Below are 12,964 nucleotides of genomic sequence, written 5' to 3'. Positions count from 1 at the left end.
GCCTGATCGAGTCCAGACAACCGTGTCAGCCGTTGCGCCAAACGCTGCTGCCAATCGATGGTGTACAGGTTCGAGGTGTGCAGCAGCAAGCCGGCTTGTTCGCTGATGGCCGCAACGATTCTTGGGTGGGAGTGACCGACATTGGTCACCGCCACGCCTGCCGTTGCGTCCAGGTATTCACGCCCGTCCTGATCCCACAGACGCGTGCCAAGCCCTCGGGCAAAGCTGAGGGGCAGTGGTTGATAGGTGGGCATCAGGCAAGCGGCAGTCATGATTCGAGCTCCTTCTTCGTTGATATCTGCAGTATCGTTAACAACGTAAGTTGGATAAACGCGCGCTTATTTCAATCTATTTAAAGCTGGGCTTGATAATGGACCTGTTCCAATCGATGACGGTGTACGTGAAAGTGGTGGAGACGGGCAGCATGACGGCTGCGGCGCAACGGTGTTCAATGTCTACCACCATGGTGGGCAATCACCTGCGGGCGTTAGAGCAACGCTTAGGGGTCAGCTTGCTCAAGCGCAGCACTCGGCGTCAGAGCTTGACTGAATTCGGCTCGGCATATTATCAACGCTGTCTCGAAGTGCTTGGGTTGGTGGCGGACTCTGACCGCATGGCTGAGCACGCCCAAGGCGTACCGAGCGGTTTATTGCGCATTACCGCGCCGCCCGCATTCGGCGTTGAGTGCCTGGCGCCAGCCATGAGCGGATTTGTGCAGCGCTTTCCATCGGTCAAGCTGGACGTGGAGCTGACCAATCAGGTGCTTGACCTTATCGACGGTGGTTTTGACGCGGCCATCCGCTTGGGCACCCTGGAATCGTCCGGCCTTATTGCTCGGCCTTTGCAGGACTACACCCTGACGATGTGCGCCTCTGCCGATTATCTTCAACGCCGGGGCATACCCATCAAGCCGCAGGACCTGCAGCAGCATGACTGTCTGGCATTTGCCTATCCGGCGGGTGATGAGTGGCGCTCTACCGTGAAGCAGTGGAGCCTCAAAGGCCCGGAAGGTGAGGTGGTGGTTCCTGTCTCCGGGCCGATGACCATCAACAGCACACCGGGTCTGCGCCAGGCGGCGATTGCCGGAATGGGCGTGGTGATGATGCCGGATTTGCTGGTGCGCCAAGACCTGCAGGACGGCAGGCTGGTAGCCGTTCTGCAGGACTACCAATTGCCGCGCCGGCCGATGCATCTGGTTTATGCGCAAGATCGCTATCGGCTGCCGAAGCTCAGGAGCTTTGTCGAATACGCGATTGAAATGTGGGGGCGTGAAGCGTAACGGTTAGGATTAGTCTTCCCCGTGCGGCTTCAGTAGCGTTGGCCGGCTCTATTAGTCAGCCAATAAGCTATCCAATGGCAGCAATAAATCAAAGATGCAGCAGCGCGATGGAGAAGGAAATAACGATCGTCCAGGCAATGGCAAGATTGAGGTACATGTACGTTTCGTCCGTTGGATTTCAATGGACGTTATCTTCGGTCAGGCGAGACGGAATAAATAATTCCGTTTAACGATTTAGATGATCAATTTAAATGATGACCGCAAGTGTCAGGTTGTGTGCATAGGTCAGTCGATGACGGTTAAATTGTAGGAACGGGCTCTGTGCTTGCTGCGGGGGGCAGCGCGCAGTCTCCTACTGATTCAGGCCGCCTCTGCTTGGGCGTTGTTAAATAATTGTTTAAGTACAGAGGAACGCAGTGACAGTCGCTGGTCGTTATCTTTCAACCATTCGTGGGAGTTACCACTGGTTATGGGGAATGGCAGCAGATGTCAGGCGCAACGATACCGTCGACAGTTGTAACGTGTTTAGCGCCGGGGCGAGCCTGCAGATCCATGGCGTTGGTCGCAGGATTGCTGCTGAGTGGCTGTTCGCTGGTGCCTTCTTATAGCCAGCCGCACGTACCCATTGCGCCCGCCTGGGATGATGGGCAGACGGCCTCGATTGCAGCCGGTGGCCCCTGGTGGGAAGAGTTTCACAGTGAGGAGCTTAATGGACTGGTAGCCAAAGGTCTTACGGCCAATTACACGCTCAAGGCCGCCGTCAGCCGCATCGACGAAGCGCAAGCGTTGGCGCAGGTTACCGGGGCCGCGCAATACCCGTTGCTGTCGTTGGGAGGCAGCTTTCAACGGCAGAACAATTACGGCACCACCGAAAAGCGCAGTGTGTTTGCCGATGCCACCTACGAGGTCGATTTCTGGGGCAAGCAACGTGCCGCGGCCGACTCTTCCAGCGCATTGGCCAACGCCACGGCATTCGATGCCCAGACCTTGCGCATGACCCTGGGCGCGACCATCGCCACGACCTATTTCCAAGTGCTGTCACTGGATGACCGCTTGCGGCTGGCTCAATCAATCGCTGATGACGCACAACAGGTGCTTGATCTGGTTAACGTTCAGGCCTCTCAAGGTGCGGTGTCGAACCTTGAAGTGGAGCAGCAGCGCAATGCGTTACAAACCTTCCAGGCCGCGATGCCGCCGCTGCGCCAACAACGTGACATGGCGCTGTACCAACTCGCGGTGTTAGTCGGCGTTGCACCCCAGGGATTCAAGGTCAACCAGGTTGGCTTGAACGACCTCGCCGTGCCGAACCCGAGCGTCGGCTTGCCGGTTGGCCTATTGCGTCAGCGTCCGGATATTCAAGCAGCGGAAGCGCGTCTGAAGTCAGCCAACTTCGATGTCGGCGTAGCACGTGCGGCATTTCTGCCAAACCTGTCGCTGGACCTTCAAGGCGGGATCGACACCTTGGCCGGTGGCAATATTTGGAGCCTGCTCGGAAGCCTTGGCCAACCCGTATTTGCCGGCGGACAACTCAAAGGCCAACTGCGATTGGACCAGGCCCATGTCCAAGAGCTGACCTCCAGCTACCGTGAGTCGGTGATTGAGGCGTTGCAGGATGTGCAGACGCAACTGAGTGCTGCGCGCCAACTCGACCAAACCTACACGCTGAACCAGGCGGCCGTGACCTCGGCCCGGGAAGCCGCGCGATTGGCGCAGGTTCGCTATCGGCTGGGTTCAACGGATTTCCAGACGCTGTTGATTGTCGAGCGCACCCAGTACCAGGCCGAAGACACGCTGCTGCAAGTACGACTGCAACACCTGCAAGCCGCCGTCGGCTTGTTCCGGGCACTGGGCGGTGATTTCAGCCCCACCAGCGTTGCCAGCAACGCCGTGCCATCCAATTCTTCTTCTGCTCAGGCCATCCGCCCATGACTTCGGTGCAACCCGTTTCCTCTCGTCGTCGTTTTCGACTTATTGCACTGGTCATTGCTGTGATCATCGCGGTTGGGGTTCGTCAATTCTGGCCGGGCCGCGTGCACGCCGCGCCAAGTGTGGCCGCTGACGCCGCGGTTCCGGTCACCTTGCAGCAGGTGCAACAGCAGGACTTGCCGATCTGGCTCGATGCAATTGGTAATGTCCAGGCGCTCAATACCGTCAACGTACGGGTGCGGGTCGACGGAGAATTGCAAAAAGTACTGTTCACCGAGGGACAGATGGTTAACGCCGGTGCGCAGCTGGCGCAGATCGATCCTCGGGTCTATCAGGCGCAGGTAGCGCAAGCCCAGGCAATGGTCGCCAAAGACCAGGCGCAGCTTGCCAATCTGCGGGTTAATCTGGACCGGGCCAGCAAACTGGCGGCGGCCAAGGCGGGTCCGACTCAGGATGTCGACACCTTCCGTGCCCAACTGGCAGCGCAGCAAGCCACGGTCCAGGCCGACCAGGCAGCGCTGGACAACGCTCGTCTGCAGCTTAGTTTCACTCAGATCACGGCGCCGCTGACCGGGCGTACCGGGCAGCGCTTGTTGGACGTTGGTTCCATTGCCCATGGCGCCGAAGCCACCGGGTTGGTGACCATCACCCAAATGAACCCAATCACCGTAGCGTTTTCGGTAAACCAGGATAGCCTCGGGCAAATCCTTGAGGAAAATGCCCGTCAGCCGTTGCAGGTGGTCGCCATGAGCCGCGACGGCAAGCAACAAATCGCCACCGGCACACTCAGTTTCATCGACAGCCAGGTCGCTGCGGGCAGTGGTCAAATCCAGCTCAAGGCGCAGTTCAACAATGAAAAATCGCAGTTGTGGCCGGGTCAATTGGTGAGTGCACGGCTGTTACTGCATACCCAGCGTGATGCAACGGTCGTCTCAGTTAATGCGGTCCAACAGGGGCAGAAAGGCTCGTTTGTTTATGTGGTCAATGCCGATCAGCGGGTCGAGCCGCGCCTGGTCGATACTTCGTCGGTAGTCGATGGGCAGCAATGGATTCGCAACGGTCTGGCGCCGGGTGAAACCGTGGTGGTACAAGGCCAGTCCAGAATTGCCTCGGGCACCCATGTAACCGCGGTCAAGACTGACGTGGCAAGCACCCAGCCACCGGTCAATGCGGAGGCCAGTCGATGAACGCATTAGCCGGTTTGATTCAACACCGCGTGGGCCTGTGCTTGTTAGCCATCGGGGTCATGCTGCTCGGCGGCTTTGCTTATTTCCAGTTGCCGGTTGCGCCGCTGCCCACCGTGGATTTTCCAACGATTCAAGTCACCGCAACCTTGTCTGGGGCCAGCGCCGATACCATGGCCTCCTCGGTGGCGACGCCACTAGAGCGGGCCTTTTCGGCGGTGCCGCAGGTCAGTTCCATGACCTCCACCAGCGCTGCGGGAAAAACCCAGATCGTCTTGCAGTTCGATCTGAATCGCAACATCGATGGCGCTGCGGAGGACGTGCAGACGGCGATCAGCACGGCCAGTCCCAACTTGCCGAAAACCATGACCAGCACGCCGACTTTCAGAAAGGTCAACCCGGCTGAATTCACGGTGCTTTCCCTGGCCCTGACTTCACCAACGAAAACGCTGCATCAGTTGGATCTGTACGCTGATAACTACATGGCTCAGCAGCTGTCGCAAATGCCAGGGGTTGGCTTGATTGATTTCCACGGCGAACAAAAGCCAGCGGTGCGGGTACAGATTGATCCGGACGCATTGGCCGCCCGTGGTCTTACCCTGGAAGACGTCCGCAGCATTATCGGTGTCAGCACCCTCGATCAGCCCAAGGGTAGCCTGGATGGGCAGTACCGCTCGATCACCCTGGGCGCGACCGACCAGTTGCTTGATCCCAAAGGCTATCGCGAGCAAGTCGTCGCCTACAAAAACGGCGTCCCGATCAAGCTGGGCGATTTAGGCAAAGTCATCGACGGCGCAGAAGACACGCAGCAGGCGGCGGCACTGGAGGATGAGCCGGGAATCATCGTCGACATCCACAAGCAGCCCGGTTTCAACGTGCTGTCGACCATCGCCGCGATCAAAGCAAGACTGCCGTCGTTGACCTCTCAACTGCCCAAGGACGTCAGCGTTCAGGTGGTAGGCGACCACACGCAAACCATCGAAGCCTCGGTCAATGATGTGCAGTTCACGTTGCTGCTGTCGATCGGCCTGGTGGTCATCGTGATATTTGTATTCCTGCGCAAAGCCACGGCAACCTTGATTCCAGCGATGACAATTCCGTTGTCGCTGGTGGCGACGTTTGCCGTGATGTATTTACTTGGGTACAGCCTTGATAACTTGTCGATCATGGGCCTGGCAATTGCCGTTGGCTTCGTGGTGGACGATGCCATCGTGGTCATGGAAAACATCGTCCGCCATCTGGAGATGGGCAAAACCAAAATCCAGGCGGCGGTGGAAGGGCTGCAAGAGGTGGGCTTCACGATTATCTCGATGACCATCTCGCTGATCGCGGTATTCCTGCCGATTCTGTTAATGGGCGGTATCGTTGGCCGGCTAATGCGCGAGTTTGCGGTGACCGTCAGTGTCGCGATCCTGATGTCATGCGTTGTATCGCTGACCATCACGCCAATGCTCTGCGCCTGGTTGCTCAAACATGAGGACCGCGAGGCAGATACCGGGCGTTTTTCCCGCGCCTGCGAAAACGCTTTCAACCATATTCACGACGGCTACAGTCGCAGCCTGGACTGGGTGCTTGCTCACCAACGCCTGACCTTGGCCGTGGCGATGGCGACGTTCGTTGCCACCGCCGCGCTGTACATTTACATCCCCAAGGGCTTCTTTCCGCAGCAAGATAACGGCCTGATCCAGGGAATTGCCGAAGCGGCACCGGATATTTCGCCGATCGCCATGCGTAAACAGGTTGCGTTGCTGTCGGCCATTGTGGGTGCCGACCCGGCAGTGGCCAAGGTGTACTCCTGGATCGGGCCGAACCCGACCATCAGTCAAGGCAAGGTGGTTATCAACCTCAAGCCGTTCGCCGACCGTACGGCGTCAGCGCAACAGGTGATTGCTCGGTTACAGCCGCAACTGGACAAAGTCTCCGGCATCAAAATGTACATGCAGGCCAACCAGGATATTCAAATCGGTGGCCGGGCGAGCAAGACTCAATATCAGTACACCCTCCAAGACCCTGACAGCGCCGAACTGGACCATTGGAGCGGCGTCTTGCTGGCAAAGCTCAAGACCTTGCCCCAGCTGCAACACGTAACCACCGACCAACAGCGCGCCACACCGCAGGCGACGTTGGTCATCGACCGCGCAACCGCCTCGCGGATGGGCGTCACGGTGCAAGCTATCGACGACGTGCTATATGACGCCTTTGGCCAGCGCCAAATCGCAACGATGTTCACTGCACTGGATCAGAACCACGTGATCCTCGAGCTTGATCCAAAGTGGCAGTTGTCCCTGGAAACCCTGGGCCATTTGTACGTGCGCTCCAACAGCGGTGCGCTCGTGCCGTTGAACCTGCTGGCCAACCTCAAGAATGAATTGGTGCCGATCATCATCAACCACCAAGGCATCTTCCCGGCGGTAACCTTGTCATTCGATCTGGCGCCCGGGCATGCACTGAGTGAAGCGGTCGACGCGATTCAGCAAGCATCATTGGAAGTGGCAGTGCCGGACAACGTGCGCGGCGGTTTCCAAGGCACGGCACAAGCGTTCCAGGATTCGCTGAAGTCGCAACCCTGGCTGATTCTGGCGGCCATTTTGACCGTCTACATTGTCTTGGGCGTGCTATATGAGAGCGCTATTCACCCCCTTACGATCATCTCGACGCTGCCATCAGCCGGTTTCGGGGCACTGCTGGCGCTGATAATTTGCGGCCAGGACCTATCGGTATTAGGCATGATCGGAATCATCCTGCTGATCGGCATCGTCAAGAAGAACGCGATCATGATCGTCGATTTTACCCTCGCCGCCGAGCTACAAGGCATGGCCCCGGCCGATGCGGTTCGTGAAGGGTGTCTGTTGCGTTTAAGGCCTATTCTAATGACATCACTGGCGGCACTACTTGGCGCTGTGCCCTTGGCGTTCGGGCATGGTGCCGGTTCAGAGTTGCGTCAGCCGTTGGGTATCGCCATCGTCGGCGGGCTATTGGTTTCCCAAGTACTGACGCTTTACACCACACCGGTTGTTTATTTATGGTTCGATCGGTTCCGCAGTCGCCGTGATATTGCCGCCGAGCTCGCCACTGTTGGATAAGTTCCTGATTTAGAACGCATGAGCACTGGGTTCTCAACCGTCATGCTCCGAAAAATACGGAAGGTTTTAACGCTTTTTTCATCAGCCACCATGAACACTAAGCGTCAAGGTGGCGTGCATAACGCGCGATGTAGGAAAAAACCATGCGTATTCTTGTTGTCGAAGACCATAAAGATATTTTAGATAGTATTTCCGAGTACATGGTGCTTAAGGGCTGTGAAGTAGTCGGTGCGGCGGACGGTTTGACTGGTTTGCACCTCGCGGCGACGGAGACCTTTGATGCGATCATTCTTGACGTCATGTTGCCGGGGATGGATGGCAATCAGTTGTGTAAAAACCTTCGGGAACACGCACGACTGGATACGCCTATTTTGATGTTGACTGCACGGGACGATTTGCCAGACCGCTTGAAGGGTTTCAAGTCGGGCGCTGACGACTACATTGTCAAACCGTTTGCGCTTTCAGAATTATTGGCGCGAATCGAAGCCATCGCACGTCGAAAAAAGGGCCTGCAAAAACGCATCATCCAGATTCATGATCTGGTATATGACCTGGACTCCCTTGAGGTCACTCGTGCCGGAAAACCGTTGAAACTCAATCCGATCAACCTGACGCTATTGGCCGTGTTGATGCTTAGAAGTCCGGCCATTGTTCGTCGGCAAGAATTGGAAGAGGCCGTATGGGGCACCGATTTGCCCGACAGCGACAGCCTGAGAAGCAATATCTATTTACTGCGTAAAGTGCTGGACAAGGGGTTTGACATTCCGTTGTTGCATAACTACCACGGGGTGGGTTACAGAATTCATACCTCTGCCTAGTTGGGGGTTTGGTGTAATCTCTTGTAATGATTGGCAAGGAGATTAACGAATTTTTCACATTAGGTTAACTGAGTTGTGACACTCGATTAGTCAACTTATCGCTATTGACCCATGGAGGTACGGCATGACTAGTCCCATCAAACTCAAGTTTTCCGAGAAGTATGACGAGGCCCACGCTCAGCGCTATTTGCGCAAGCATCAGGAGGGTCCCTCACGGCGACTTTCCCATTGGCGGGATGAGCAAATGGCTCGTAAAGCCTTGGCGCTGGCGGGTCACCCAACCGTTGTGCTTGACCTGCCCTGTGGTGCGGGTCGGTTCTGGCCGTTGCTGGCGGAGAAGGCTGATCGGGTGATTGTTGCAGCAGACAACTCGGAAGGGATGTTGCAAACAGCACGTCAATCGCAACCGCCGGAAATCGTTAAGCGCGTACGAACTTTGCAAACATCAGCCTTCGACATCAACATGGAGGACAACTCGGTCGACAGCATTTTTTGCATGCGACTGTTACATCATATAGGCGATGCGCAACACCGTGTAGCGCTGCTGAAACAACTTAACCGTGTCACCCGTGAAACAGTCATCATTTCATTGTGGGTGGACGGCAATTTTAAAGCCTGGAAGCGCAAGCGCCAGGAGCGTCAACGCATCAACGACGGAAAAGAAAGCGGTTATCAAAATCGCTTCGTCGTTCCGGCTGCTACGGCAGAAGCAGAATTTATCGAAGCAGGTTTCGAGATTCAGGAGCGCTTGGATTTTCTGCCGCTGTACGCCATGTGGCGTGTGTATGTATTGCGCAAGAAGTAACGGTTAGGCTGGACGGCCGCAGTCCAAGCCGGCGTATTTCCGCGATGTACAGATTCCTCGGAATGCACCTTCGATGCGCGCCTCCCGAAGGCGCAATGGAAGACGGCATTCAGGGAACTTGTAGGGTTTTCGGTTATCAAGCTACTTTACGGTGTCGATGCCTTTGCGGGCGTCGCCGCAGGTCGATAACCGCCCAGCGTTTCATTTTTGAGCGCCACGGAAAATCCCAAAGGACCCTGATTTATGATGACTCAAGACAAACCCGTATGGCTGATCACCGGTTGCTCCACCGGCTTTGGCCGCGAACTGGCGAAGTTGGTATTGGCCCGTGGCTGGCGAGCCGTGGTGACCGCCCGTGACCCCTCAACGCTGACCGATATTGTCAAAGGTCATGAAGCGTCGGCACTGGCCCTGCCACTCGATGTCACCAATCGTCAGCAGATAAATGATGCCGTTAGCCAAGCCAAGGCCCGTTTTGGCCGCATCGATGCGTTGGTCAACAACGCCGGCTACGGCTATCTGGCAGCAATTGAGGAGGGTGAAGACGAGGCGGTTCGGGCGATGTTCGAAGCCAACGTGTTTGGCTTGGTCGACATGACCAAGGCGGTATTGCCGGTCATGCGTGAGCAGCGCAGCGGGATCATTATCAACGTCTCTTCCATCGGCGGCATCGCCAGCTTTGGCGCTACCGGTTACTACCACGGCACCAAATATGCAGTGGAAGGGATTTCCGAGTCGCTGGCCATCGAAGTCAAACCGTTGGGAATTGATGTGTTGATCGTCGAACCAGGACCGTTCCGGACGAACTGGGCGGGCCCATCAATCAAAGCCTCGGCCATTGTGATCGATGACTATGACGCCACCGCCGGTGAACGTCGGCGTCAGACTTCCCAGCGCAGCGGTAATCAGGCGGGTGATCCGGTACGGGCCGCCCAAGCCATCATCGACGCCGCCAGCGCCAAGAACCCACCGTTGCGATTGTTGCTGGGCAAAGCAGCATTGGAGCTGGCGCGGAAAAAGATTGAAACACTGCGTCATGATTTCGATACATGGGAAAGCACCACCGTGGGCGCGGACTTTCCAGAAGGGCAGTGAGGGCGAGGGCTGGTACAAACACCTGTAGGTAACCAATCCCGGTGGGAGCGAACCTGTTCGCGAAGGGGTCAATGCGCGGTATCTCAGACAGACCGCGCCGCCTGCTTCCCGAATAACTCGGTCCCACAGCTTCAATGAGCCGTCGGCATCGCCGCGTCTTTGGGCCACAGCAACCAAATCTGCCCTGCCTGTTTCATGTTGCCCGCCAGTTCACCAGCTTCCACACCCGTACCCGTAAACAAGTCGGCGCGGACTTCTCCGGCGATTGCGCCGCCGGTGTCTTGCGCGGCAACCGGACGTATCATTGCGCTGCCGTTCGGGCGGGTGGTGGAAAGCCACAGCAGGCTGCCCAACGGAATGACCTTGCGATCGATCGCCACGCTGAAGCCGGGCGTCAACGGCACGTTCAGCGAACCTCGTGGACCCTCGTTACTGTCAGGCCGAACGCCAAAAAACACATAGCTTGGGTTGCTCGCCAGCAATTCTGGAACCTGATCCGGATTGGCCGTTGCCCAGTCACGAATCCGGCTCATGCTCAGCTCTTCCTTTTTCAACTGATCATGGTCCACCAGCCAACGCCCCACAGGCCGGTAAGGATGGCCATTCTGATCCGCATAGGCGATTCGCATCTGCCGACCGGTATCCAGTTGAACACGGCCGGAACCCTGGATCTGCAGAAACTGCAGGTCCATCGGGTTGCTCAACCACGCTAGCACCGGCGCGTTTGCGCCTTGGCGCCCGATGGTTGCGGCGTCGTCATACGGCTTCAGCGTCCGGCCTTCAAGTCGGCCGCGTAGGCGTTTGCCTTTGAGTTCAGGGTAGATGCTGTCCAGTGCCACCACTACCAAATCGTCAGGTACGCCATAAATCGGCACGGTGGTCGTATCGGTACGCTCAAGGCTGCCTTTGTAGATCGGCTCGAAATAACCGGTAATCAGTCCCTTGGTCCCTTTGTCGGCCGAGCGCAGGCTGTATACCTGCAGGTTTGATTTCAAGAAGTCACGAACGGCGGCAGCGTTCGGTTGCACCTGGGCGGCGGCGCTGCAAGAGCCCTTCCAAATCTTGTCGTTAGCCATCCGCGCACAGGCGGAATACCAGCTGTTGAAGCCCGCGAGCAGGTCTTCGTCACTGGTGGCGGGCAGGTCCTCCCACTTGACGCTGACGTAAGTGTCCACCGGAGGAGTGGGCTTCGGTTTGCCGTAATCACAGGCAGCCAGAAGCGCAAAAAGCGGAACGGCGCAAAACAAAAAACGGCGCCAGCGGTAGCAAAAATCAATCACGCGATGGGTTCCTGAGGAGCAATTCGAGGGCATTAGCTTGGGGAATCCGGCCATCCACGTCAAATCCGGATATCTGGGAAGGGCGTAGCCAAGATCATCAGCCCGGGGCGCAGCACGGTCGGCCGATGCTGGCCTCGAAGAGGGGTAAATGAATAATCGACGGCGAATAATCAGCGCCGGGCGAATGCGTATTCGCCACCTTTCGCCAGCGCCGCCTGATAGGCGGGGCGCGCTTGAGTGCGGTCTACCCAAGCGGCGAAGTGGGGGTAAGGGCCCAGTTTGCCAAACTGTCTGGCTACGTCGCCGACAAAGCTCAGCTGGATATCTGCGCCGCTCAGTTCATCGCCCAACAGATAGTCGCAATGGCTCAAAGCTTCGTCGATATAGCTCAAATAGTTGGTCACTTCAGAGTCAATCCGCGGTTGCAATGGTTTGCCCGCTTCGCCCAAACGACCTACGTACAAGTTCAACAGCAGCGGCAGCATGGCGGAACCTTCCGCGAAGTGAAGCCATTGCACGTATTTGTCGTACGCGGGGGTCGACGAGTCAGGTTGCAGGCGTCCTTGCCCGTGGCGTCGGATGAGGTAATCAACAATCGCCCCAGATTCGATCAGCGTGATGGGTCCGTCTTCGATGATCGGTGATTTCCCCAATGGATTGATTGCCTTCAACTCAGGAGGTGCCAAATTGGTTTTCGGGTCCCGCTGATAGCACTTGAGTTCGTAAGGTATCGCCAGTTCTTCCAGCAACCAAAGGATCCTCTGGGAACGTGAGTTGTTCAGGTGATGGACAATGATCATTGGCAGTTCCTGTTTAAACGGTGAAAGGACGGCATTTCTATTATTGGAGGTGTGACACGCCGCGCTTGGGTGTTGTTCAGTTTTAAGCGTGGACGATTTCCCTACGACTGGAGCATCACAATGAACGGAATGACATTTACAGTGCAAATCCCGTCCAGTCATCTGATGTCCTATGACATCGCGCGCCGTCGGACAGACCAGAGATTGTAAAAAACGCCATTGATTCCTAAGGTTTTAATGACAATTCACTGCTATTACAGGGAATCAATGCCAAGAAATTGAGAGGGCATCGACCAGAGTCTTTGCGAAAACCGCTTGTTTTAATATAGATGTACGATAACGTACGTCGTGTCAGAGACTGTCATCATCATAACAACCATAAGAAAGTGAATTCAAAATGACTCCAGAAGAACTCAAAGCTACAGTTTCGTCCGGTTTGCTCTCTTTTCCTGTTACCGATTTCAATGCTCAGGGCGACTTCCATAAGGCTGGCTATATCAAGCGTCTTGAATGGCTCGCTCCGTACGGCGCCAGTGCGTTGTTTGCTGCAGGCGGTACCGGTGAGTTCTTTTCCCTGGCAGCTAGCGAATATTCCCAAGTCATCAAAACCGCCGTCGATAGCTGCGCGAACAGCGTGCCTATTTTGGCCGGTGTAGGTGGGGCAACGCGCCAAGCCATCGAATACGCACAAGAA

At 56.5% G+C, this 12,964-nt stretch carries 11 protein-coding genes; 8 read left to right on the top strand and 3 right to left on the bottom strand.

The annotated features are described in order from the left end of the window. On the bottom strand, positions 1 to 272 hold a 272-nt coding region (locus tag JWR17_RS09590), incomplete at its 3' end, for an aminotransferase class III-fold pyridoxal phosphate-dependent enzyme (protein WP_299830614.1). Between the two features lie 98 nt (positions 273 to 370). On the opposite strand from JWR17_RS09590, the gene JWR17_RS09585 reads away from it, so the two are divergent. From JWR17_RS09585 to JWR17_RS09555, 7 genes are all read left to right on the top strand, one after another. Continuing rightward, complete coding sequence (locus JWR17_RS09585) at positions 371 to 1,279, top strand: LysR family transcriptional regulator (RefSeq protein ID WP_299830612.1); 909 nt, start codon at positions 371 to 373, stop codon at positions 1,277 to 1,279. 552 nt (positions 1,280 to 1,831) lie between these two features. After that, positions 1,832 to 3,208 (top strand): efflux transporter outer membrane subunit, encoded by a 1,377-nt coding sequence (locus JWR17_RS09580; RefSeq protein WP_299830610.1) that lies wholly within the window; start codon positions 1,832 to 1,834, stop codon positions 3,206 to 3,208. Continuing rightward, positions 3,205 to 4,392 (top strand): efflux RND transporter periplasmic adaptor subunit, encoded by a 1,188-nt coding sequence (locus tag JWR17_RS09575; RefSeq protein ID WP_299830609.1) that lies wholly within the window; start codon positions 3,205 to 3,207, stop codon positions 4,390 to 4,392. The genes JWR17_RS09580 and JWR17_RS09575 overlap by 4 nt, the downstream gene beginning before the upstream one ends. Further along, positions 4,389 to 7,472 carry an efflux RND transporter permease subunit gene (locus JWR17_RS09570; RefSeq protein ID WP_299830607.1) on the top strand — a complete coding sequence of 1,028 codons (3,084 nt, stop codon included), beginning with the start codon at positions 4,389 to 4,391 and terminating at the stop codon, positions 7,470 to 7,472. The genes JWR17_RS09575 and JWR17_RS09570 overlap by 4 nt, the downstream gene beginning before the upstream one ends. A gap of 143 nt (positions 7,473 to 7,615) precedes the next feature. Continuing rightward, entirely contained in the window at positions 7,616 to 8,290 is a 675-nt protein-coding gene (locus JWR17_RS09565) for a response regulator transcription factor (RefSeq protein WP_299830605.1), read from the top strand. Between the two features lie 124 nt (positions 8,291 to 8,414). Further along, on the top strand, positions 8,415 to 9,095 hold the full coding sequence (locus JWR17_RS09560) for a class I SAM-dependent methyltransferase (protein WP_299830603.1): 681 nt from the start codon (positions 8,415 to 8,417) through the stop codon (positions 9,093 to 9,095). 243 nt (positions 9,096 to 9,338) lie between these two features. Continuing rightward, on the top strand, positions 9,339 to 10,190 hold the full coding sequence (locus JWR17_RS09555; RefSeq protein WP_299830601.1) for an oxidoreductase: 852 nt from the start codon (positions 9,339 to 9,341) through the stop codon (positions 10,188 to 10,190). A 131-nt stretch (positions 10,191 to 10,321) separates the two neighbouring features. Here JWR17_RS09555 and JWR17_RS09550 read toward each other — a convergent pair whose 3' ends face one another. Then, the gene (locus JWR17_RS09550) at positions 10,322 to 11,467 is read right to left on the bottom strand and encodes an MltA domain-containing protein (protein ID WP_299830616.1); all 1,146 of its coding nucleotides are present in this window, start codon (positions 11,465 to 11,467) and stop codon (positions 10,322 to 10,324) included. A 173-nt stretch (positions 11,468 to 11,640) separates the two neighbouring features. Then, entirely contained in the window at positions 11,641 to 12,270 is a 630-nt protein-coding gene (locus tag JWR17_RS09545) for a glutathione S-transferase (protein ID WP_299830599.1), read from the bottom strand. Positions 12,271 to 12,667: 397 nt separating this feature from the next. Between JWR17_RS09545 and JWR17_RS09540 the strand changes: the two genes are divergently transcribed. Further along, on the top strand, positions 12,668 to 12,964 hold a 297-nt coding region (locus JWR17_RS09540), incomplete at its 3' end, for a dihydrodipicolinate synthase family protein (protein WP_299830598.1).

This window comes from Pseudomonas sp. (assembly GCF_028293835.1).
In the GTDB taxonomy this organism is placed as follows: domain Bacteria; phylum Pseudomonadota; class Gammaproteobacteria; order Pseudomonadales; family Pseudomonadaceae; genus Aquipseudomonas.
Note: the sequence above shows the minus strand (reverse complement) of the source record. Positions and strands in the feature narration are given on the sequence as shown.

What these genes read in the sequence shown, in the direction of transcription:
- JWR17_RS09575 (WP_299830609.1), top strand. Translation starts at nt 3,205, where the DNA reads ATGACTTCGGTGCAACCCGTTTCCTCTCGTCGTCGTTTTCGACTTATT.
- JWR17_RS09570 (WP_299830607.1), top strand. Translation starts at nt 4,389, where the DNA reads ATGAACGCATTAGCCGGTTTGATTCAACACCGCGTGGGCCTGTGCTTG.
- JWR17_RS09585 (WP_299830612.1), top strand. Translation starts at nt 371, where the DNA reads ATGGACCTGTTCCAATCGATGACGGTGTACGTGAAAGTGGTGGAGACG.
- JWR17_RS09545 (WP_299830599.1), bottom strand. Translation starts at nt 12,270, where the DNA reads ATGATCATTGTCCATCACCTGAACAACTCACGTTCCCAGAGGATCCTT.
- JWR17_RS09560 (WP_299830603.1), top strand. Translation starts at nt 8,415, where the DNA reads ATGACTAGTCCCATCAAACTCAAGTTTTCCGAGAAGTATGACGAGGCC.
- JWR17_RS09580 (WP_299830610.1), top strand. Translation starts at nt 1,832, where the DNA reads ATGGCGTTGGTCGCAGGATTGCTGCTGAGTGGCTGTTCGCTGGTGCCT.
- JWR17_RS09565 (WP_299830605.1), top strand. Translation starts at nt 7,616, where the DNA reads ATGCGTATTCTTGTTGTCGAAGACCATAAAGATATTTTAGATAGTATT.
- JWR17_RS09555 (WP_299830601.1), top strand. Translation starts at nt 9,339, where the DNA reads ATGATGACTCAAGACAAACCCGTATGGCTGATCACCGGTTGCTCCACC.